Genomic DNA, 22,496 nt, shown 5'->3' with positions numbered 1-22,496 from the left:
CCGGCATCAAGCCCTCGCGTCCTCAGCGGAATCGTCAGAAGCCTCTGCGGGTTCATCTGAGTCGGCGTCTACGGGACTATCTTGAGCCTCCTCGAGCATGGCGGCCTCAGTGGGGCTCATATCGAAGCTGTCGACAAGCTCGACCGCCTTGGAGCCGAGCTTGATGGCCTCGTCAAACAGATCAAGGCTGCGCTCAAGGGAGGTGTCCTTGGAACGCACGGTCGCGATGATCTCGTCAAGGCGCGTAGTGATGTCCTCAAAGGTATGGACGGTCGACTCTGCCATAGGGCCTACGCCTCCGCCTCAACGGTATCGGCAGCCACATCGGAAGCAACGGCAGTCTCGTCGTCTCCGCCGGACAAGGCAGAATCGTCCGCATCGGCAGCGTTACGGCTGGGCAGCTCGCTCTCGTCCGTACGAGAGATGCGGCCCAGAACGCCGTTCACGAACTTAGCCGACTCATCGGTTCCATAGGCCTTGGCGATCTCGACCGCCTCGTTGATCACGACCGCGTCCTCAATGCGCTCATCGGCATAGCGCATCTCGTAGATGGCGATGCGCATAAGGTTGCGGTCGGTCCGCGGGAGGCGCGGCATGCTCCAGTTCTTAAGGGCCTGATCGAGGACCTCGTCAATGGTGTCCAGGTAGCGATAGCAGCCCTCGGCGAGTGTGCGCGCATAGTCCTCAAGAGGACCCTTGGACAGAAGATAATCGCCCTCAAGGACCTCCTCAAGGGGCACGTCTTTCGCTTCAGCCTGAAAGAGCAGCTGGACAGCCTGGCTGCGGGCGCGTGTGCGCCCGCGATCGACTTTTAAGCTCACGCGTTACTCCTTGGGGAAGACAAGGCCGTCGATGCAGACGTCCACACGCGCCACACCAACGCCCACCTGAGCGTCGATAGCGTGCACGACCGCCTCACGAACCACCTCGGCAAGCTTCTTGAAGGGGTAGCCAAAGAAGACGACGAGATGAACCGTAAGGGCGAGCTCGTCGTCGGCCGTAACCGTGGCCTCGACCGCAGGCGCCGTGGAGACGCTGCGCGTAGAGAACATGGAGACGAGGTTGCTGGCAAGGTTCTTATCCCCCACCGAAGCGATACCCTCGACTTCCTCGACAGCGCGAGAAACAATGGTGGCAAGCACCTCGGGCGCGATGCCGATGCCGGAAACGATAATCTCGTGAGACATGGACTCCCCCAATCTTTGGGTAGGGACGGTCTGAGACGTACTAGACGCGGCTGACAAACTTACCGTCACGCGTGTCGACCTTGATGATCTCACCCTGGTTGAGATACATAGGAACCTGGATGACGGCACCGGTCTCAATGGTGGCCGGCTTAGTGGAACCCTGAACGGTATCGCCCTTGAAGCCGGGGTCGGTCTGGGTGATCTCGACCTCGATGAACATCGGCGGGTTCACGCCCATAAGCTCGTCATCGGCGTAGAGGAGCTGGCAGATGTCATTCTCCTTCAGCCACTTGGCATTGTCACCGATGAAGTCAACGGGAACGGGCACCTGGTCGTAGGTCTCCATGTTCATAAAGTAGTAGTGGTCACCATCGTTGTAGAGATACTGCATCTCAGTGGTGGTGAGGGTGACGCTCTCAAACTTGGTACCGGCGTTGCAGGTCTGCTCGACCACGCGGCCCGTCTTGAGGTCCTTGGTCTTGTAGCGCACGAACGCGCCGCCCTTACCAGGCTTGACGTGCTGGAACTCGACAATAGTGCAAACCTTGTCCTTAATGCGCAGGCCGATGCCGTTCTTGAAATCAGCGGTGGTGATGGATGCCATGAAACGCCTTTCCATATCAGAGCGCCCGGGGGCGCCAACGTTGCATACAGACGTAGTATACAACCTCGCAGGAATCCTCGCTGCCTCGACAAGCGATTACACAAGCGAAAGATTACGGGCGAAGTCCAATCTCACTAGCACAAAAGAGGAGATAGGCAAGCGCGTCGAGCCAAGCTATTCGGCATTTTCGAGGGCGCGAATGGTCTCGGCGTTAGCAATCTCGGTAGACGAGAGCTCCACCTCGTCGTCGAACTCCTCAGGATCGTAAAGCGGCGTATACCAATCCTGCGCCTCAAAGTAGCCCTGAAGATCCTCGTTTTGAAACGTTCGACCATGGCGGGCGTAGATCTCGTTGCGAGCGATAGAGAGCTCCCAATTAGAAAGACCCTCAAGCTCAGAGGTGCTATAGAGATGCGTATCGGAATCGGGAAGAATAAAGCCCTCCGCACCGGGACCCGGCGAGGAAGCTTCGTCATCGGTCGCGACATCTTCACGTTCATCGAGGCCGTCTTGTCGTCCAGCTTCACGTATTGCCGAGGGTTTGTCCTCTCCCTCCTCATCTACGGAGACCTCACCTACACCACCAGGCACCGTGGAAACTCCGTCTGTTGGCGCAGAATCTAAGGAGCCCGAAGAGGCAGAGTTGAGTGCGAACCAGGTACCTCCGGCGGCAAGCACGGCAACAAGCGCGACACCGCAGACGATTGCGACGACCTTGCCGGCCCCCGTTCGCGCATGGGAGCCATCGTAGCGAATGTAGTCCTGCGGCATCGAGAGGGGTAGAGGCGCCATATTGGGCGCCGTGTCACCGCTCAAACCATTGGAATCTCGATACCTTGAGTCAGAAGCACGATTGACACGCGCACCGCAGACGTTGCAGAACTTCGCGCCCTCGTCCAGCTCGGCACCGCATTTCATGCAGAACACGGTCATACCCTCCCTTTACACTGAAGACGCGTTAGCAGTCGATAATCTGAAGGTCATGCGGGCTCGTGGTAAAGGGCTCAAAGCCGTCATCGGTGACCACGCCATAGTCCTCAAGACGCACGCCGCCCACACCGGGAAGGTAAACGCCCGGCTCGACGGTGATGACGGCGCCTGCCTCTACCACGTTGCTGCGACGACCGAAATTGGGCAGCTCATGGATATCGATACCGACGCCGTGGCCAAGCCCATGACCGTAATAGTCGCCGTAGCCGGCGTCAGAGATGATTTTGACCGAGAGCTCGTGAATGTCCTTACCATCGACGCCACCGTGGATAGCACGGACGCACTCCTCGTGCGTACGCTGGACGAGATCGTAGATCTTGCGCTGCTCCTCGGTCGGCTCGCCCAGAACGACGGTGCGTGTCATATCGGAATCGTAGTCACCAAGGCGCGCGCCGTAATCCATGAGAACGAAGTCGCCCTTCTCGACCACGCGGTCCGAAGGGATGGCGTGCGGATTGGCGGTGTTGGGACCGGAGGCGACGATGGTGCCGAACGCGAGCCCATCAGCGCCCTGGGCGTACATGTAGTTCTCAAGCTCAAGCTTGATCTCCTTCTCGGTAAGACCGGGCTTGATGAACTCGAGCATATGGGCAAACGCAGCATCGGTAATAGCCTGCGCACGACGCATGAGCTCAATCTCCTCGGCATCCTTGATGGCGCGCATCTGACGAAGGTCACCGTGCATTAGAGCTATACCGCAGCAAAGGGACGCGTCCTCGATCGCACGCGTGAGCCCGTTATAAAAGGCAAGCTCCATGGTGTCCTCGACCGCAATGACGCGACAGTGCTCAAGGCACGCGTGGTCGGCAACCCATTTGGGAATGTCGAAACCATCCATATCGAGCTTCCACTCATGACCCTCGGGCATATGCTCCTCAAAGCTGTTGAAATAACGAGAGTCAGTATGCAGATAAGCGCTCGCACGAGAGATGAAGGCGCAGTGCGGGAGCTCGCCGGTAAAGTCAAAAACGCCCTCGGCGCCCGTGAGCCAGCGGAGGTTTGCCTCGTCGCGAATGATCACGGCATCGTAGCCGCGCTCCTCCATAAGAGTGCGCACGCGAGCAACGCGACCAGCAGGCCCGTTCATAATTTCAGTCATATGATCTCCTCCAGATTACCGTCTCGGTTACAAGTTACTATTCAGCGTCATCTAACAGCTCGGCGCGGGATGCGAGGTACGCCTCGGCGTGACGACGAAGCACCTCGTCGTCCACGTTGACAAGGCGAATGGAGCCAAAGCCCTTGGGGAGCGCGAAGAACAGTCGGTTGGACCAGCGCGCATTCTCCTCCTCCAGAGCCTTGAGGAATTCTTCAACATCGATATCGAAAGCAAGCTCTTCAACACCGAGGTCCTCGAGCGCGTCATCGAGCGCAAAGACTTCCTCGACGGAAAACTTGCCCGCCTCGGTCGCGAGGCGCGCCTCAAAGCGCATGCCCTCGGCGAGAAGCTGCCACCAGGGTGCGGGGGCATCTCTGCGCGCAAGACACGCTCGAAGTGCGCGGGCGGTAGTCACACCAAAGGAGAGGGCGTGGCGAGCAGACGGATTTGCAGATGCAACGACGCTACGGCGGCAGGTCTGCGCATTGCAGACGGCATCAACGATAGCAACGGGGTCTCCCTCCCCAATCTTTGCCGCATGATCTTTGAGGCGGTCCCAGGAGCGCTTGCTGTCGGCGAGCGCCGCACCCAGAAGCAAGACGTTGCCGGCGGGCTCGGGATCACCGCTGAGCAGCGAGACGTCGCAGAACACCATGGACGGCTCCGGGCGGAGCAGCACGTGTCCGTCGGTGCCCGCCACATCGATCGGCTCGGATGCGGTAGCGGCGCAAACCATGCCCTCAAGGTCAGTGGGAACAAGCACGCAGGGGGTGGACCCGCACCAAAGGCGTGCAACATACGCACCAAGCGACGTCACGCGTACACCACCCGCCGCCACGATAACATCGTCTGCAGTGATCTGAGCTGAACCGAGCAGCGCCAGCACCTCGCTGATGACCTCAAACGTGATCGATGCGGCTTCAGGGGCTTGCCAGCGTTCGATCTTGAAGCCGGCATCGATGAGCTCGTGCGCAATGCGCGTGGAAACCTCTTGGGGAAGCGCGGGGTCTTCGACCACAAAAGCGCGGACGGGACGACCGACAACGCCGCGCGAGATACGACTGAACTCACCCAGCGCGTCAGGGCCGATACGAAAGTCAACGCACCGGCTACCAAAGTTCAACACGAGACGTTTTACCGTCATATAAGACCACGCTCCAAAAGCATCTCAGCACACAAGTACGAAACATCTTCGAACGTTTTGCCCCGAATGTCGAGCGTCAGGTCGGCAGCCCCCACATATAGTGGACGGCGATAGTCGAAGAGCCTCGCCGCATGGGCGCGCGACTTAAAATCGGGACGAGCGGCGACCGAACGAATCTGCCGCAAGGAGTCGGAAAAGTCACCCTCAAGATAGACCACCGTACCCATGGCATGCATGAGATCGATGTTCTCCGGTGTCTCGACGATACCGCCACCACAGGACACAAGCAGACTCTGCTCGCTCTTGAGACTTCTCAGCGCCGCAGTCTCACGCTTGCGAAACGATGCCTCGCCCTCCTCGCGAAAGATTCGCGCGATAGACCTGCCGCAGCGGCGTTCAACGAGTCGGTCGGTGTCGACAAAGGGGCGATGGAACATATCACCCAGGTTACGGGCCAAGGTGGACTTGCCGGCTCCCAAGAAGCCGATAAAGAAGATATGGTCGCAACCATGTTTGACGAACGAGCCCTCGCGTCCCTCAGGTGCTCGCTCGACCTCCGCGCACATCCCCTACTCCTCGCAGGGAACGTTCTTCAGCGCACGCCGCTCAAAGATGCGGAAAATATGCGTGTACCAGAGGTCGACCGTCGTCTGCGGCTTCACGAGGATGCTGTCGATACCGGCAAAGTTACCCGCCCACACATCGGTGTAGAGCTGGTCGCCGACCATGACGGCCTCATCACGCGCAACTCCAAGGTGCTTGAGTGCACGGTCGAGCGCAAAGGGAAGCGGCTTGCAGGCAAAGCAGATGGCCTTAAGGCCGAGCTCACGTGCGGAACGCTCTACCTGGTCCTTATGCCAGTTGTTGGAGACCATGTAGAGCGAAAATCCGCGCTTACGAGCGGCATCGAGCCAAGCGGCCACCGACTCCGGTGCATCGTGGCGGTCGCGAGGAACCAGCGTGTTGTCGCGGTCGAGCAGAATGGCACGCTTGCCAGAACCCCAGAGATCATCGAGGTCGATGAGCTCAACGCGCGCGACGTAACGATCGGGTGCGAACAGGGACATATCAGCGGTTCTCCTCGATGGCGGCAAGGTGCCCGTCATAGGTCTCCGAGAACCATTCGTCTTCGGTCGTGATGAAGAAGTAGAGGTAATCCGTCTCAGGCGGATTAAGCGTCGCCTCAATGGACTCGAGCGAGGGCGAGCAGATGGGCGTCGGCGGGAGCCCTTGGTTCTTATAGGAGTTGTACGAGCTCTCCTGGTCAAGGTCGTCCGCCGTTACGGCACCACCGGTGACATACATCATCGTTGCGTCGCTCTGAAGCGGCATACCCGCCTCGAAACGGTTGTAGAACGTAGAGGCTACCTTGCCGCGCTGCTCGGCGGTAAGACCCTCGCGCTCGACGATAGAGGCAAGGTTGATGAAGTCGTAATCGCTCATCTCCACCCCGTAGCGCTCCTGGATGGTCGCACGAGCGGAGTCGAAGTCAAGGGAAGCGACCTCAAGCTCGAACTGATCGAGCATAGCGCGGATAACCTGATCGGCCGTAGGCGTCGAGGTGAACGAATAGGTCTTAGGATAGAGGTAGCCCTCGAGCGAATCGTCAGCCACGCCCTCGAGGAACGGGTAATCCGCAACGTAGTTGGACGCCTTCGCCTGAGCGAGGAAGTCGTCAGAAGAGATACCGTAGGCTTCCTCGACGCGTGCGGCGGTTTGCGCAGTCGTCAGGCCCTCGGCGATAGTCACAGAAGTACCCTCGACATTGGGGCCCGCGACCAGCTGGGCGACGACGTCCGCAGGGTCCTCAAGCGTGGTGAAGAGATAATCGCCAGGCTTGAGAGAGGTGTCAGCGTTTTGAGCCTTCACCTCAGCGTAATACGTCTTGGGGTCGGGGATGACACCGGCCTCCGAGAGGATGCTTGCAATCTGATCGCCAGAGGCGCCCTCGGGAATGTTGACCTGAACCTCAATGCCGGCCTCGACCTGAGGCTCGTCAGACCCGCCCATAAACAGGTTGGTGATGGCGGGGAGAGCGAAGAGGAGGAAGGCCGCGACGATAGCGATTGCAACAACAACGGCAATGATCACCGGGACGGGCGAGGTCTTCTTAGGCGCGGCGGAACGACACGCATAGGCAGGCTGAACGCGCGAGGAGGAATGGCTCCCGCCCGTACGGGAATACGATGAGGAACGATAGTTAGAGCTAGGCGCAGTATTCTGGCTGTTACGGAAGCGCGTGCCCTGAGGGCGGCTTGCCGCAGGCCGGGCGTGGCGAGGGGTGTTCTGATTGTCGATGGGCACGGTCTCCCCTTTTGGTCGTATCGGATACGTACACGTTTTTCCAACGACCAGTGTAGCGTATATCCGGAATAACCTTAAACCTTTCATCGAACCTTGAGGGTTTCAACAAAGGTCAAGAACTGTGAGATACGAAGCGAGCTAATCCAAACAGCCTCACTTTGCAGAGCGGGCATCGAGCCAGGTCTGCAAAAAGAGGCTCGCCGCGACCATGTCGACCTTGCCGCGCATGGCCTTCTCGTTTAAACCCTGCTCACGCAAGATACGTTTGGCTTCCGATGAAGAGAGTCGCTCGTCTACAAACTCGACGGGAAGCCGAGCCGCGCGACCGATAGCGAGAGCCTGCACCTCAATACGCTCGGCTTGCGGGCCCCTCTCCCCCGCCAGAGTCATGGGCCTTCCGCAAACCAAGACCTCGGGCTCATAGTCCTCGATAAGAAGCCTGAAGGTCCGGGCGAAGGAAAGAACCTCCGAGGCGGGCAGCACTTTGACCGGCGAGGCGATGCGACCCGAGGAGTCCGAGACCGCGATCCCTACACGCTTCTCGCCAATATCGAGCGCCATGGCGACCATAATCGCACCTGAACCTTTCGAGAAGAAGAGGGCGGCCCACCGGACCGCCCCGTTACACCCTGTTACGCGCCAAGCTCGGCACGCGCCGCGGCAAGTGCGTCGGCAATACCCGCGGGGTTCTTGCCGCCGGCCTGCGCCATCGTGGGCCTGCCACCGCCACCGCCACCAACAAGCGGTGCGATCTTCTTGATGACGTCGCCCGCCTTGAAGCCAGCGGAAACGGCCTCATCGGTTGCGCCGGCAAGAAGCGCAGGCTGACCCTTGCTCGTCACCGTAGCAAGCACGCACGCGACAGGACCCGTGACCTTCTGGCGGATGGTATCCCAGACGTTGCGGAGATCTGCCGCCTCGAGCCCCTTGAGCTCAGCGATGACGAGCTTGTAAGCGCCCATATCCGCAGCGCTGTCGATTGCCTGCGAGATCGCATCAGAGGAACCGCCGGTAAGCGCCGCCTTGAGCTTCTGCTCGGTGGCGCGCAGCGTATCCTGAAGGGAGGAGAGACGTGCGGGAACCTCGTCGACGCGACACTTGAGCTCAAGCGCGGTATCCGCAAGGATGCGAGCGCGCTCATCGAGATAGGCAATAGCGCCCTCGCTTGCCACAGCCTCGATGCGACGCACGTTGGAGCCCGTCGACGACTCGGTAGTGATGCGGAACAGACCGATCTCGGCGGTGTTGCGCGCATGCGTGCCGCCGCAGAGCTCGCGGGAGAAGGGCTGCTCCTCCTCGCCCACCGAGACGACGCGCACGCGCTCGCCGTACTTCTCACCAAAGAGGGCAACGGCACCGGCGGCCTTGGCCTCGTCGATGCCCATCTCGATCGTCACCACGGGTTTGGCGGCAAAGATCTCACGGTTGACAAGGTCCTCGACGGCATGGAGCTGCTCGGCGGAGAGAGCGTCGAAATGCGTAAAATCAAAGCGCAGGTGGTCGGGAGTCACGAGCGAACCGGCCTGGTTCACGTGGTCGCCGAGCACCTCTTTAAGGGCAGCGTCGAGCAGGTGGGTCGCAGTGTGGTTGCGACGCAGCAGCTCACGGCGGTGATGGTCGACGCACGTGGTAACGACATCACCCTCGTGAAGCTCGCCCGTCTCAACGTGGGCGACATGAGCGTAGAGACCGCCCTTGCCCTTGGTGTCAGAGATCGAAACCTCAACACCGTCGGCGTGAAGCGAACCGGTATCGCCCACCTGACCGCCCATCTCTGCGTAGAAGGAAGTGCGGTCGAGAACGATCTCGACGTCCACACCGGCGTGCGCCGCGTTGACGCGCTCACCATCGCGCACAATCGCGAGCACGCGCGCACCCTCAAGGTCGTCAGCGTCGTAGCCGCAGAACTCAGTTGCAGGAAGGGTATCGGCAAGCTCGGACCAGATGTTGTTGAACGAGCCCCACGCATCGCCCTTAACGTTGGCACGTGCACGCTCTCGCTGGGCCTCCATCTCGCGGTTGAAACCGTCTATGTCGACCGCATGTCCCGTGCCCTCGGCAATCTCGACCGTAAGGTCAATGGGGAAACCAAAGGTGTCGTGGAGCATAAAGGCGGACGCACCGTCGAGCGTCTCGCCGTCGCCGAGCTTAGCGAGAGCCTCGTCCAGGTAAACACGGCCGTTGCCGAGCGTGTTGGAGAAGCGCTCCTCCTCAGCCGAAACGATGCCCTTGACGAGCGCTGCGTTCTTGACAAGCTCGGGGTACGCATCGCCCATGAGCTCGTTCACGCGATCGATGAATCGCGTGAGGAAAGCGCCCTCGATGCCAATGAGGCGACCGTGGAACACGGCGCGGCGCAGCAGGCGGCGGAGCACATAGCCGCGCCCCTCGTTGCCGGGCAGGATGCCATCGGAGATCATGAAGTCGACGGAACGCGCGTGGTCGGCGATGATGCGGAGGCTACGGCTCGGACCGGTGTAATCGTCACCCACATACGTGACGCCCGAAATCTCCTCACCCAGACGAATGAGCCCCTGCATGATGTCGCTGTCGTAGAAAGAGCTCTTGTGCTGCATGATGGCGCTCATGCGCTCGAGACCCATGCCGGTATCGAGGTTGCGGTGCGGCAGCTCCGGCATGGAGCCGTCCTCCTGGCGGTCGAACTGGGTGAACACGAGGTTCCAGTACTCGAGAAAGCGATCGCAATCGCAGCCGGGCGCGCAGTCAGGACGACCGCAGCCCACATCCTCACCCTGATCGTAGTAAATCTCGGAGCAGGGACCGCAGGGGCCGGTAGGGCCGGCAGCCCAGAAATTGTCATCCTCGCCGAGGCGCGAGATGTGGCTCTCCTCCACCCCGAGCTTGCGCCAGATCTCAAACGTCTCGTCATCGTCGGTAAAGACGGTGAAGTACAGACGCTCGATGGGAAGATGGAAGACCTCGGTGGAGAGCTCGAGGGCCCAGGCGCAGGCCTGCTCCTTGGAGACGCCGCCAAACGAGAAGTTGCCGAGCATCTCGAAGAACGAGGCGTGGCGACCGTCGGAGCCGATGATGTCGATGTCGTTGGTGCGGACGCACTTCTGGCAGGACGTGGCGCCGATCTCGCGCATGGTCTTACTGCCCTGGTAATACGCCTTGAACTGATTCATACCAGCGTTCGCAAGAAGGAGCGAGGGGTCATCGGGGATGAGCGACGAGCTCGGGAAGAGCTTGCATCCGCGGTCCTCGAAGAACTTGAGGAATGCGGAGCGAATCTCTGCCGTGGTCATCGTGGGAAAATCGGCTGCAGCCATGGAAAGCCTCTTCCTGGTAACGATAATGCTGTCAAACGAATGAATTATAACGAAAACCGAGGTCCGCTAGGACGTCTTTGTCCCATCTCCCGCGGAGTCGTCATTCTCGGAGGCGAAGGGGTTGCGAAACACGCTGGTACCCCGCGCCTGGAGGTTGTTGAGCGCCATAAGGTTTGCCCAGGGATTCTCGAGCTCTGGGGGTTTAGGCTCGGCCTCGGCAGAAGGTGCCGCCTCATCGGAGATAAGTTGCGAATCGCTCACGAAGGAGTCGTTGCCAAGCGCGTCATAGGCGGGAACCGGATCGCCCGCCTCATCATGAAACGGCTGGCCCTGGAACACGGCACCGTCCCAAGAGACGATCTGTCGCTTGGTCTGCTTCTCGAAATAGAAGATGAACAAGCCCTTGAGAGCGGCGCAAAGCGGAATGGCGACGACCATGCCGAGCGGGCCCATGAGGGCAGACCCCACAACGATGGCAACGAGGCTCATAGCAGGATGGACCGAAACCGCAGACTGCATGATGCGCGGAGACAGCACGTTGTCGGTAATGTTCTGCGCGACCATGCAGATAATGAGCGTCCAGATAGCAAGCGCCGGGCTGTAGAACAAGGCGACGAGCGTGGCGAAGGCCGAGGAAATCACAGGGCCGACCACCGGGATGAGGTGGAAGAGAGCCGTGAGCACACCCATAAGCAGGGCATACGGATGCCCAATCAAAAGAAAACCGACGAAGGAGAGGGCGCCATCGATCGCCGAGGTGATGATGGTGCCGCGCATGTACCCGCCGACCGAACGAGAGAGGATGGCCACCATGAAGCGGTAGCTCATCTCGTGACCCTCGCCCACGATGGTGCCAATCTCGCGATGAATACGCGGGTAATCGCAAACGAGCCAATAGGCAAGAACGAGCCCAAGAAAGACGATGAAGAGCTGAGACCCGACGGATGAGATGAACGGGATCACGCCGCGGCCCAAGTCTCCGGCAACCGTCGCGGCATAACGGGCAGCGTTGTCGGCAACCGTGTCGAAGACGGTGCCCAGCTGGGACGCCCAGGAATACTCGGCAAGAAACTTGAAATCACCGGCAAGCGTGCCCAGCCAATCTCCAAGGTCGCGAAGCTGCTGCGGCACACGGGAGAAGAGCTCGAGCAGCTGCGAGAAGATAAGCGGGGCAACGATCATCAAGATGAGTACGATGACCGCGATCACCACGGCGAGACCCACGAGTCCGCCGGCGCTGCGCGAGACGCCGCGCGCCTCCAGGCCGTTTACGATAGGAGCGGCAACAAAGGCGACGAGCGAACCGACGGCGAAGAACTCGATAACCGGCGCGAGCACGTCAAGAACGTTCAAAGCGGCGGTGCCGATGATGATGGCACCGACCACAATCCAAACGCGGAGCCCGATTCCAAAGGCAAAGTCATGACGGCCGAGGTTGATGCTGCGCTCACGGCGCATAGGACCCTGCTCCATCATGACCGCACCAGGCTTCCCGACGGATCGATCTTGTCCTGAATCTTCTTAAGCGTGCGACGCAGAAGGCGCGACACCTGGACCTGCGAGATACCGAGTCGCTCGGCCATCTCAATCTGCGTGAGCCCTTCTTTGAACCTGAGCTCGATGACCTCGCGCTCACGGGGCGACAGGTCATCGAGCGCATCCTCGATCATGATCCTATCGTCGGTGAGCTCAAGATCGGCATCGTCAGAGGCATAGCGGTCGATGATCGACGGGGCGTCGTCACTCTCCGAGGAACCGGTTCCCTCAAGGGGAACTGAGCTGTACGCAGAAGAAGACTCCATGGCCTCGAGCACCTCGTCCACCGAAGCGTCGAGGTACTCGGCGACCTCTTCGATCTTAGGCGAGCGCTGAAGCTGGACGGTCAGGACGTCGGTAGCCTGGTTAACCTTGGCAGAGAGCTCCTGCAGGCGCCTCGGCACGCGTACGGACCAACCCTTGTCGCGAAAATGTCGTTTGATCTCACCGAGGATTGTCGGCGTGGCGTAGGTGGTGAACTCAAGACCGCGCGAGGGATCGAAACCATCGATGGCCTTGAGGAGACCCAAGTACCCGACCTGCATAAGGTCGTCGATGGGCTCGCCTCGGTTCTTGAATTTATTGGCAAGGAATCTGACCAGATTGAGATGGGACATGACGAGCTTCTCGCGAGCGTCACGGTCGCCCTCTTCCTTATAGCGGCGGAAGAGCTCGTGCGTTTTCTCCTTATCCCAAGCGGTCTTTCCTGAAGAAGATCTCTGGGGCATATCAGGCATCCGTCCTGACTTCAAGTGAAAGCCTCACAGGCGAGGCGAGCTTTTGATAGGAATCGCAGACCGCACCCAAGATGAGGTCAGCGTAAGCTGCGGGATCCCCCTCTTCAAGCGTGGGGATCGAGTCGACTCCGGTCGTAAACACCATAGAGACACCATCAGCATCCACGTCAAAGGCGATGGAGAGGACGCCGTCCGGGTCGATGGATGAGGCAAAGATAAAAGCCTCCTCGGCGACCATGCGCATATCCTCGATGCGGTCGACCGACATGCCGGAGAGCGCGGCGACGTTCGCGGCAGTCATACGGACGAGGCGAGCGAGCTCCGGTGAAGATGCAACCTCGAGCTTAACGGTATTGGCGTTACTCATGAGCTGCCTCCCCAGCGGGCGCAGAGGACTCGTCTTCACCGTAGGTGAAGTACTGGCGCTCGACGGGCTTTTCCTCCTCGGGCTGGACGGCCGGCTCGGCAGCGCCCTCGGTAAGGACGCGGTCCGTATCGCCCTCCTCACCCTTGCGCTTGTTCAAGAAACGCTGCACAGCGCCGGTCGCAGAATTCGCCACGCCACGGGCAGCATGCTTGGCGTTAACGGCGGTACCGGTAAACGAGGAGACGTCGCGCACGACGGCCTCAACCTCAACGAGGTTAGCGGAAAGGGCGTCGACCGCCACGTTAGCGCTTGCAAGAAGCGGCTCAACGCGCTGAACGGCAGGCTGAAGCTCCTCGAGCGTGTCATCGAGCTTAGCGATGACGGGCTTGGCCTCTGCCAGCGTCTCGTTGATCTCGCTCACAGCAGAATCGAGCGTCTGGACGGACGCGCGTCCCTTACGGGCGAGGAGCGCTATCTCAATAAGCGCCCAAACAGCCGCAACGCAGACGACGATGAGAACGATTTGGAGGGGGTCCATGATGCCTCCCAGCATCTCGGGGCGACCTTACAGCCGCGCGGTACGTACAAACTCTAATACTACCCTTTATTTGAAAACCGCGTCGTCACGCCGCGCAATCAGACCAAACGGACAAGCGACGCTATCGAAAGACTACGCAGAAGTTTCTGGGGCTCGTCCCGAACGATCGCGAGCGCTCTGTTCCACGCGCCATTCCTCCCAGCCGCGACCGGCTGGCTTCCAAAAGGCGCCACGCTCAAGGCCCTCGGGCAGATAACGCTGCTCAACCCAGCCTTCAGGGTAATCGTGCGGATACAGGTAAGGGCCGTATTCATCGGAACCCGGACGGTGCCGATCGCGAAGATGATTGGGGACCTCTCGCTGCCCGCTTGTGTGCACGTCGGCAAGTGCGGCGTCAATCGCCGCTTCACAGGCGTTAGACTTAGGTGCAAGAGCGTTATAGATGGCCGCCTGGGCAAGGTTTATTCGACATTCCGGGTAGCCGATGACCTCTGCCGCTTTGAACGCCGCCTCGGCAACCAAGATGGCCTGCGGGTCGGCATTGCCGATATCCTCAGACGCGGCGATGAGGATGCGTCGGGCGATGAACTTGGGATCCTCCCCCGCATCGATCATGCGTGCAAGCCAATACACCGCGGCGTCGGGATCACTGCCGCGCATGGACTTGATGAAGGCGGAGATGATGTCGTAGTGCATATCGCCCGCTTTGTCGTAGGAAAGGCCGCGACGCGGGTTCGCCATACGGACATCATCAAGCATTATCTCTATCGGCGTTGTGTCCCCGGCCTCTCGGCCAGCGTTATCATCGGAATCCGAACGGACGAGCGCCATCTCGCTAGCAAGCTCAAGCGTTGTGAGCGCGGAGCGAGCATCGCCTGCCGCGAGCATGCATATCGCATCGACAGCCTCATCTGAAGCGCTGTAGGCACCAGCGAGACCTTGCGGCGCCGTAAGCGCGCGCCGTATCAAAGAAGCGATATCGTCGTTACTCAGATGTTCGAGCTCAACGACGCGAGCTCGCGACAACAGAGCCGAGTTGACCTCGAAATACGGGTTTTCCGTCGTAGCGCCAATCATGATGACGGTACGGTTCTCGACCGCATGCAGAAGAGCGTCCTGCTGCGAGCGGTTGAAGCGGTGGATCTCATCGATAAAGAGGATGGTCCGTCGGTCGTATGCCATGAGGCGACGCTTTGCCTCATCAATCTCGTGGCGCAAGTCCTTCACCGTACCAGTGACGGCAGACACCTCGACAAACTCGCTACGCGTATGCGCCGCGATGATATGCGCGAGGGTAGTCTTGCCCGTACCCGCCGGTCCGTAGAGAATCACGCTTGAGAGCACGTCGTGCTCGATGGCGGAACGCAGCCACGACCCCGGTCCCACCGCCTTTGCCTGACCGACATAGTCGTCAAGCGTCTTTGGCCTCATGCGCACCGCAAGCGGAGCGTTCTTAAGGGTCCGCTCGGTCTCGCCTTGGCTGAAAAGCGTTTCCATACATCGTCCTATTCGTTGATATAGGTCCGCTGGGGGAAGCGAATCTCGGGGAAGTAACACGTAGCGAGCTCGGTAAAGTACCCGTCGGTCATACTCGCGATATAGTCCACGACCGTTTGATCTGGGTCATGCTTCCAGTCGTAATGCCTACCGTAATAGGACAGCGCCTGCTCGATGCGTGCGATATGGTGACGGAATATGTAGCTCGACTCATCCTCTTTCGCTAGGTCGGAAAGGGAGCGTTCGTACACGAGCTCGAAGGCGCGGGCGAGCTCCTCGGCGCGCTCCCCTTCTATTCCGCTTGAACGGTAGATCTTGGCATAGTTCTCCGCCTTGGCACGACGGATCTCCGCAAAGAGGTCCTCGCTCATCTCGATACGGTTCTTGCCGTAACTATGCTCGATGATGTCGGCAGAGGCGTGTGTCAGAATCCACGAGTTGTAACCGCCTCCAAGGCCATCCTCAAAAGCATCCTCGTGAAGAAGACCCGCAGCAATGGCATCCTGACGATCGCGCCCAACATAAGCGATAATATCCGAGATACGCACCACACAGCCCTCGAGCGTCATGGGTCTAAGATGGCCGACAGCAAGATCGCCCTCGGTATAGCAGCGCTCACGCACTATGTCGAACTCGTCGAACCCGGAAAGCCCGGAGAGCTCGAAAACCTGCTGCTCGTACTCACCGTTATGCGTGAGCGCACCGTCGAGCGTCTGAAGCGATAAGTTGCGTCCGTACAGGGTGTCGAGAACTCGAACCGAATGCACGTTATGGAAGAACCAGCGTCCGGTACGCGCATGGTAGACATCGTTCAGACAACGTTCGCCCGCGTGCCCGAAGGGCGTGTGGCCAAGGTCATGCCCAAGACCGATTGCCTCAATGAGGTCGCAGTTGAGGCCGAGGGCGAATCCGATGTCTCGTGCGATACGGGCGACGAGCTGGACATGGAGGCCGCGACGCGAGAGGTCGTCGTTGCTGCGGAAGCTGAAAACCTGGGTCTTGCCGGCATACCGGTTATAGGCGGGTGTGTGGATGATTTTCTCTACATCCCGAACGTAGGCGGGGCGCCAGATGCTCGCTTCGTCGCCTAAACGCTGCTCACGACGAATCACATCACGGTCATCGGCACGGTAGGGGTTCACCCATCCACGCGCCCGGTCTTCGGTCATGCGATTGATAAGCTCATCGGACAGCGAACCTTGGATGCGGTCCATGCGAGCCCGCACCAAATCTGTAGTACTCTCACAGGAAGCCATGGAAACCTCCCCTTCAATCCTCTTTGCATCATCTTCGCATATCACGCGGACAGATTCACTTACCGAATAGGATAGCCATCGAAACAAGCGCATAGGCCGCGGCGAAAAACGGAAGTAGCGGGAGTGCCTCTTTCTTCAATGCGACCCCGGCAACGGCAAGAGCGGCCATGGCGCAGGCATAGCAAAATCCCGCCACCACAGGGTTAATCATCCCCACAGCAAACAGCGCTTTGATATCCCCCATGCCCTGCCCGGACCTTCCGGTAAAACGCCGCCATAGAAGTTCGAATACCAGAACTACCGAGGTCAAGAGCAGAGAAACGCACGCGTTGTAAGCCAATAACTCAATCCCACCTAACAAGACGGCGGATATCGATGACGTAAGAAGAAGCGTACAGAACAGCACATGAGGGAACCGACGCGTACCTAGGTCGATCGCACCCGAAAGTAAAAGCACTGCAAGCGTTGCAACATAGCTCGCGTAGGAATACATGCTCCTCCTAAATACCAAAACATCGCCCGCAACGATTGCTGCGGGCGATGTCTCAAACGCCAAAAGTATGTGAAAGACGCGCTTAGTTCTCGACGTAATCACGCAGGCGCGTGGAGCGGGACGGATGACGAAGCTTCGCCAGCGTCTTGGACTCAATCTGGCGAATGCGCTCGCGCGTCACGCCAAACTCGCGACCAACCTCCTCGAGTGTGCGCGGGTGCCCATCAACAAGACCAAAGCGAAGCTCGATAACCTTGCGCTCGCGATCGGCAAGCGTATCAAGCACCTGACCGAGCTGCTCCTGAAGCATGGAGAACGTCGCAGCATCGGGCGGAACGACGGCATGGGAGTCCTCGATGAAGTCGCCGAGCTGCGAATCCTCCTCCTCGCCGATGGGCGTCTCGAGGGAAACGGGCTCCTGGCTGATCTTCTGGATCTCGCGCACGCGATCGGCAGACATATCCATCTCGGCGCCGATCTCCTCGGGAGTCGGGTCGCGGCCAAGATCTTGCAGAAGCTGGCGCTGCACGCGAATGAGCTTGTTGATGGTCTCCACCATGTGCACGGGGATGCGGATGGTGCGTGCCTGATCGGCGATGGCGCGCGTGATGGCCTGACGAATCCACCAGGTAGCGTACGTGGAGAACTTGAAGCCCTTCTCGTAGTCGAACTTCTCGACCGCGCGGATAAGGCCGAGGTTGCCCTCTTGGATAAGGTCGAGGAAGAGCATTCCGCGACCCACGTAGCGCTTGGCGATGGAAACGACCAAGCGGAGGTTTGCCGAGATGAGGGCCTGTTTGGCATCGAGACCAACCTGCTCGATGCGCATAAGGCGGCGCTTCTCGGCACGGGTGAGCTCGAGCTCGCCACGCTCCGCAGCCTCGAGCTTATCAGTTGCCTCAAGACCGGCCTCAATCTTCATAGCGAGATCGACCTCGTCGGAAGCGGTCAGAAGATCGACCTTACCGATCTCCTTCAGGTACATGCGCACCGGGTCGCCGGTGAGCATGACCGTCGACGCATCGATACCGCGCACGCGCGAGCGGGAGCGCGACGTGCGGACGCGGGATTTGCGCTTAGGCTTGGTGGATGCCATCTCAGCATCCGCGTTCTTGGCGGCGCGGATGTCCTCGTCCTCGAACTCATCATCAAGGTCGTCACCCAGAACGGTGTCATCGCTATCGAGAGGTGCCTCGGCATCATCATCGCCCTGAGAGACGATATCGACGCCGCGGTCGCGCAGCGTGCTGTAGATGCCGGTGAGTTCTGTATCGGAGACGTCGACGTCCTTGAGAACGATCTGAATCTCATCCTCGGTGACTGAGCCGGTCGTCGAAGCGCGTTCGAGCAGCTTGTCGACGTACGAATCGAGATCGTTTACCGTGTTCTCATTCGCTTTTGCCACAGAGTCTCCCTTCATGGTTCATAGGGTTCAATACTTTATCACAGCTTTCTATACCCAAGCGGTTCCAATTCGAAAACCTTTACGCCGGGTCTTCACGCGCCGGCATCTCTGGGGACTCCCCCGATGCGAGCTGTGACACCGTCTGCGCAAAGGGGTCGGCCACACCCTCAAGCTCGGCCTCGAGCGCTCGCATGCGGGCGGCTCCTTGCGAGGCGCTGATCGTGAGCTCACGACGCTCCTCACTCGTGAGACCGGACTCTTGCCTGAGCTTACCTTGAGCGGCTTTAAGGCGACGGCGGACGGTGAATAGCTCAAGTGTGTCAAGCAGAAATTTGATGTTGACATCGGTGGGGTGCGCGCTTGTGGCACCGATCCTGCCGGCGGAAACAAGCGAAGATGCCTCCTCGCAGACCGCTCTAGCCGCATCCATGGCAGCTGCGGGCGTGGTGCCCTCAGGGGTCGCAAGGACTGCCCAGGCGATGGCCTCATGCCGCGGATCCACCCAGTCGATATCGACGATGCGCTCCGCATAGGCACGGAAGGCATCCGGATGCGCGGTGAGAAGCGTGAGAAGCTCGCGCTCACTGGTAAGCGCGCGGCGCTCGAGCTCGGTCAAGACCACGGGTGAAGCGTGCATCTCAGCAGGAGGCGCAGGTTGAGCAGGGCTGTCGTAGGCGTCAAGGGGCACCTCATCGTAGGTTGCAGCGGGCGCCGCCTGCGGAGTCACCTGGGGAGCAACCGAAGCGGTATTTCCCCTCCCCTGCTGCGACTGATAACGCTCCCTCTCGGCACTTCGACGAGCTCGCTCAGCCTCTTCGCGCTCGACCTCCCGGAAGATCCGCGGCGCGTTTGAGCGCACGCTCTCGGCATCAAGACCCACACGGTCCGCTACCTGCTGGTAGTAGGCATCGATCATATAGCTCTTACGCAGAGGGAAGATGAGGCGCAGCGCGTCCTCGAGCGCGCGCGTACGGCCACCCGGTGTTGTGACGTCGCTTCGCTCGCCGAGCTTGCGGAACACAAAATCCATCAGAGGCTCAGAGGAATCCAACCGCTCGCAGAGGGCGTCGCCCCCGTGCGCAGTGATGAACTCCATGGGGTCGTTGCCCTCGGGCAACACAACGCAGCGTAGGTCGACGGCATCGTTCTCGATGAATTGAATTGCGCGCTCGGCGGCTTTCTGGCCGGCGGCGTCACCGTCGAAGAGATAGATGATCTTCTTGGCAAAGCGCGTGAGCGTCTTTACATGGTGCTCCGTTAAGGCGGTACCGAGAGTAGCGACGACGTTTTTGATACCCGCCTCGTAGCAGGCGATGGCATCGGTATAGCCCTCAACCACAATCGCCTCGGCGCGCGCAACGATCTCGTCCTTTGCCCAGTTGAAGCCATAAAGGTTCTTCTTCTTATGGAAGAGGCTTGTCTCGGCAGTGTTTAAATACTTAGGCTGGCCGTCTCCCATGATGCGCCCACCGAAGGCGATGCAGCGCCCGAGCTCATCGAAAATGGGAAACATGACGCGGTCGTAGAACCGGTCAGAGAGGTTACCGCGGTCACGCCGCACAGCGACGTTCGCATCGATCATCTCTTGCGCGGTGAAACCGAGGCCCGACAGATGCTGGACAAGAGACCCCCTGCCCGGCGCGAAACCGAGGCGATATCGTTTGCACACCGCACCGCCCATACCGCGCGAGGCAAAATAGGCACGCGGGCGATTGTCGCGTCCGCGCATGAGCATGGTGTGGAAGAACTCAGAGGAGGCCTCGCAGACCTCGATGATCCGTGAGCGTTTGGAGCCGCGCTTCTTGCCCTCGAAATCATCGTGAATCTCGATACCCGCACGGTCGGCAAGGTAGCGGATGGACTCGGGAAAGGACAGGTTCTCCCGCTTCATGATGTAGGTGAAGCAGTCACCGCCCTCACCGCAACCAAAGCAGTGCCACACCTGGGTGGCAGGGATGATGTGAAACGAGGGGGTCTTCTCACCATGGAAGGGGCAGCAGCCCCAGAACTCCTTGTTGCGGGGCTGCAGAGGGACGGTCTCCTGAACCAAAGCGACCAGATCGGTCGCCGCGCGGACGCGCTCGCGATCTTCATCCGAAATCATCGGTCAAACCTCACCCCGCCCTCTCCAAACGTCGCACGGATGTCTTCGATATTACCCAAAACGGTCGAGATGAGTTCCTCGGTTGAATCGAAGCGCATAGACGGTCGGATGCGCCGATCGAAGGCGAGGGCGCAATCGCGGCCGTAGAGCTCGCCGGTAAAACCGATGAGGTTTGCCTCGAGCCGGGCAGATTCGGGGTGGTCGGAAAACGTCGGCGGCAGACCGACGTTGATGGCCGCCGGCCACGCGGTGCCGTCGACCGCGGCTAGGCCCGCATACACGCCGTCAAGCGGCAACTGGATACCGTGAGACACCTCTATGTTTGCGGTGGGGAAGCCAAAGCCCGTTCCCTCGTGTCTGCCCGCGCAGACGGTACCGGACACCGCATAGCGACGACCGAGCTCCTGAGCTGCCGAGCGTACATCGCCCTGAGCAAGATAACGCCTGATGCGCGTGGCGGAAATGGGAGAGCCGGCATCGGTCACAAGATCATGGCCGAAAACGTTGATGCCGCGCTCTACACCCCAGGCGCGGATGACGGAGACATCAGATGCACCGCCCGCGCCGAGGCGAAAATCACTCCCTACATGGATCGCCTCAACCGTGCAAGCACCAAAAAGCACGTCTTCAAAAAAGGAGACATGGTTGAGCGCCGCAAGCTCACGCGTGAAGGGCACAACGATGACGCCGTCCGCGCCTGATGCCGAGAGCAGGCGCAGGCGGTCTTTCATGGGAAGGAGGTGATCCACTGGATGATGAGATACCACCTGATCGGGATCGGGATCGAAGGTCACCGCATAGGCGGCGCGTCCGCAGGAACGAGCCTCTGAGACGGTACGGTCGATGAGCTCGCGATGGCCCGCGTGAACGCCATCGAACGCGCCAATGGCAATCGATGCAGGACCGAGCGGACCCTGTGCGCGGGCCTCCTCGAGCGTAAAGATCGGTCGTTCGTTTGCCGTACACAAGAAATCGCGCCGGAGCTCATCTTTCGAGGGCATCATAGGTGGACGCCCCCGATCGGCTGCGGAAACACCATCTCGGGAACGACGAGGTCGTCCGAGCGCCGCGCAAGTGCCACAAGGGCATTACGATGCGTAAGACCGAGCAAACGACCAGAAGATATATCGCCACAGGTGAGAACGGAAGCCGTCGGAAGACGTCTGCCGTTTGCGATATCGCCTAGAACGTCCTCACCCACCGGGCAGACGAGCGCGCCGAGTACCGCCACGGGATCGAGCGCCGAAGCTTGCGCAGAGGCCTCGTTCACCTCGTCGAGCGCAAGGCATGAGGAGATACCGATGTTGCCTGAAGCAGTGCGCCGCAACGCGCTCAAATGCGCGGCGTTGTCGAGTGTTCGACCCAGATCACGTGCGAGGGCCCGAATGTAGGTCCCCTTGCTTACCGTGAAAGCAACGGTCCAAACGGCGTTTCCCTCTCGCTTTTCAACACCAAGCAACAGCGCATCGATGACCTCAATCGTGCGGGCGGGAAGCTCGACATCTTCACCGGAACGCGCACGCTTATAGGAGCGAACGCCGTTAACTGAGATAGCAGAATACGCGGGGGGAACCTGCTCTTGTACACCGATAACGTCAGAAACAGCCTTGGCCGCAAACTCTGGATTAAACAGCTCGGGTCGGGCGGAAGCCTCCCTCACGACCCTGCCCTCGACATCGTCGGTATCCGTCTCGGCGCCGAAGGTAATCTCTGCAATATAGGATTTCGTGTCAAGCGTAATGAGGCCAAGAAGCCTCGTCGCCTGCCCAACGCCAACCACCATGACACCGGTGGCCATGGGGTCGAGCGTGCCGGCGTGACCCACACGACGCTCGCCGAGAGCGCGACGAACGCGCGCGACGACGTCGTGAGAGGTCATGCCCGAAGGCTTGTCAATACCCAGCAGGAGGTTAATCCTGCTTTGAGAACGTTTTGCCATGAT

At 59.9% G+C, this 22,496-nt stretch carries 23 protein-coding genes; all 23 read right to left on the bottom strand.

The window, feature by feature from the left end; translation table 11 throughout:
- Positions 1–6 precede the first annotated feature (6 nt).
- A complete protein-coding gene (locus tag B5F89_RS01915; RefSeq protein ID WP_087430091.1) occupies positions 7–285 on the bottom strand; it encodes an exodeoxyribonuclease VII small subunit in 279 nt (92 codons plus the stop codon).
- A 5-nt stretch (positions 286–290) separates the two neighbouring features.
- Positions 291–821, bottom strand: a complete 531-nt coding sequence (nusB, locus tag B5F89_RS01910) for a transcription antitermination factor NusB (RefSeq protein WP_087430090.1) — start codon at positions 819–821, stop codon at positions 291–293.
- Between the two features lie 3 nt (positions 822–824).
- Entirely contained in the window at positions 825–1,187 is a 363-nt protein-coding gene (locus tag B5F89_RS01905) for an Asp23/Gls24 family envelope stress response protein (RefSeq protein WP_087430089.1), read from the bottom strand.
- 40 nt (positions 1,188–1,227) lie between these two features.
- Positions 1,228–1,791, bottom strand: coding sequence for an elongation factor P (gene efp, locus B5F89_RS01900; RefSeq protein WP_087430088.1), 564 nt, complete (start codon positions 1,789–1,791; stop codon positions 1,228–1,230).
- 174 nt (positions 1,792–1,965) lie between these two features.
- Positions 1,966–2,709, bottom strand: coding sequence for a YARHG domain-containing protein (locus tag B5F89_RS01895; protein ID WP_239286637.1), 744 nt, complete (start codon positions 2,707–2,709; stop codon positions 1,966–1,968).
- Between the two features lie 40 nt (positions 2,710–2,749).
- Positions 2,750–3,880, bottom strand: coding sequence for a Xaa-Pro peptidase family protein (locus B5F89_RS01890; RefSeq protein ID WP_087430087.1), 1,131 nt, complete (start codon positions 3,878–3,880; stop codon positions 2,750–2,752).
- Between the two features lie 37 nt (positions 3,881–3,917).
- On the bottom strand, positions 3,918–5,024 hold the full coding sequence (locus tag B5F89_RS01885) for a hypothetical protein (RefSeq protein WP_087430086.1): 1,107 nt from the start codon (positions 5,022–5,024) through the stop codon (positions 3,918–3,920).
- Complete coding sequence (locus B5F89_RS01880; protein ID WP_087430085.1) at positions 5,021–5,590, bottom strand: shikimate kinase; 570 nt, start codon at positions 5,588–5,590, stop codon at positions 5,021–5,023. Before B5F89_RS01880 ends, B5F89_RS01885 begins: the two co-directional genes overlap by 4 nt.
- 3 nt (positions 5,591–5,593) lie before the next feature.
- Positions 5,594–6,091: a YqeG family HAD IIIA-type phosphatase gene (locus B5F89_RS01875; protein WP_087430084.1), complete on the bottom strand. Its 498-nt coding sequence runs from the start codon at positions 6,089–6,091 to the stop codon at positions 5,594–5,596.
- A 1-nt stretch (position 6,092) separates the two neighbouring features.
- Positions 6,093–7,328: an endolytic transglycosylase MltG gene (mltG, locus tag B5F89_RS01870; RefSeq protein WP_239286631.1), complete on the bottom strand. Its 1,236-nt coding sequence runs from the start codon at positions 7,326–7,328 to the stop codon at positions 6,093–6,095.
- A 153-nt stretch (positions 7,329–7,481) separates the two neighbouring features.
- Positions 7,482–7,898, bottom strand: a complete 417-nt coding sequence (gene ruvX / locus B5F89_RS01865) for a Holliday junction resolvase RuvX (protein WP_087430082.1) — start codon at positions 7,896–7,898, stop codon at positions 7,482–7,484.
- Between the two features lie 62 nt (positions 7,899–7,960).
- Positions 7,961–10,621 (bottom strand): alanine--tRNA ligase, encoded by a 2,661-nt coding sequence (gene alaS / locus B5F89_RS01860; RefSeq protein ID WP_239286630.1) that lies wholly within the window; start codon positions 10,619–10,621, stop codon positions 7,961–7,963.
- Positions 10,622–10,687: 66 nt separating this feature from the next.
- Complete coding sequence (locus B5F89_RS01855) at positions 10,688–12,079, bottom strand: AI-2E family transporter (protein WP_239286629.1); 1,392 nt, start codon at positions 12,077–12,079, stop codon at positions 10,688–10,690.
- A gap of 14 nt (positions 12,080–12,093) precedes the next feature.
- Positions 12,094–12,885, bottom strand: a complete 792-nt coding sequence (locus B5F89_RS01850) for a SigB/SigF/SigG family RNA polymerase sigma factor (RefSeq protein WP_087430081.1) — start codon at positions 12,883–12,885, stop codon at positions 12,094–12,096.
- A gap of 1 nt (position 12,886) precedes the next feature.
- Positions 12,887–13,261 carry an ATP-binding protein gene (locus tag B5F89_RS01845; protein WP_087430080.1) on the bottom strand — a complete coding sequence of 125 codons (375 nt, stop codon included), beginning with the start codon at positions 13,259–13,261 and terminating at the stop codon, positions 12,887–12,889.
- Entirely contained in the window at positions 13,254–13,799 is a 546-nt protein-coding gene (locus B5F89_RS01840; RefSeq protein ID WP_087430132.1) for a hypothetical protein, read from the bottom strand. The genes B5F89_RS01845 and B5F89_RS01840 overlap by 8 nt, the downstream gene beginning before the upstream one ends.
- Positions 13,800–13,931: 132 nt before the next feature.
- Positions 13,932–15,296, bottom strand: coding sequence for a replication-associated recombination protein A (locus tag B5F89_RS01835; RefSeq protein WP_087430079.1), 1,365 nt, complete (start codon positions 15,294–15,296; stop codon positions 13,932–13,934).
- A gap of 8 nt (positions 15,297–15,304) precedes the next feature.
- A complete protein-coding gene (locus B5F89_RS01830) occupies positions 15,305–16,552 on the bottom strand; it encodes an HD domain-containing protein (protein ID WP_087430078.1) in 1,248 nt (415 codons plus the stop codon).
- Positions 16,553–16,607: 55 nt separating this feature from the next.
- Positions 16,608–17,045: a hypothetical protein gene (locus B5F89_RS01825; RefSeq protein WP_087430077.1), complete on the bottom strand. Its 438-nt coding sequence runs from the start codon at positions 17,043–17,045 to the stop codon at positions 16,608–16,610.
- 82 nt (positions 17,046–17,127) lie between these two features.
- Positions 17,128–18,465: an RNA polymerase sigma factor RpoD gene (rpoD, locus tag B5F89_RS01820; RefSeq protein ID WP_087430076.1), complete on the bottom strand. Its 1,338-nt coding sequence runs from the start codon at positions 18,463–18,465 to the stop codon at positions 17,128–17,130.
- A gap of 64 nt (positions 18,466–18,529) precedes the next feature.
- Entirely contained in the window at positions 18,530–20,554 is a 2,025-nt protein-coding gene (dnaG, locus tag B5F89_RS01815) for a DNA primase (RefSeq protein WP_087430075.1), read from the bottom strand.
- The gene (ribF, locus tag B5F89_RS01810; protein WP_087430074.1) at positions 20,551–21,558 is read right to left on the bottom strand and encodes a riboflavin biosynthesis protein RibF; all 1,008 of its coding nucleotides are present in this window, start codon (positions 21,556–21,558) and stop codon (positions 20,551–20,553) included. The genes dnaG and ribF overlap by 4 nt, the downstream gene beginning before the upstream one ends.
- Positions 21,555–22,493 carry a tRNA pseudouridine(55) synthase TruB gene (gene truB, locus B5F89_RS01805; protein ID WP_087430131.1) on the bottom strand — a complete coding sequence of 313 codons (939 nt, stop codon included), beginning with the start codon at positions 22,491–22,493 and terminating at the stop codon, positions 21,555–21,557. The genes ribF and truB overlap by 4 nt, the downstream gene beginning before the upstream one ends.
- Positions 22,494–22,496 lie beyond the last annotated feature (3 nt).

Origin of the sequence: Collinsella sp. An307 (assembly GCF_002161805.1) — a bacterium.
Classification (GTDB): domain Bacteria; phylum Actinomycetota; class Coriobacteriia; order Coriobacteriales; family Coriobacteriaceae; genus Coprousia.
The sequence above is the reverse complement of the archived record's forward strand: the minus strand, read 5'-3'. Positions and strand labels throughout refer to the sequence as shown.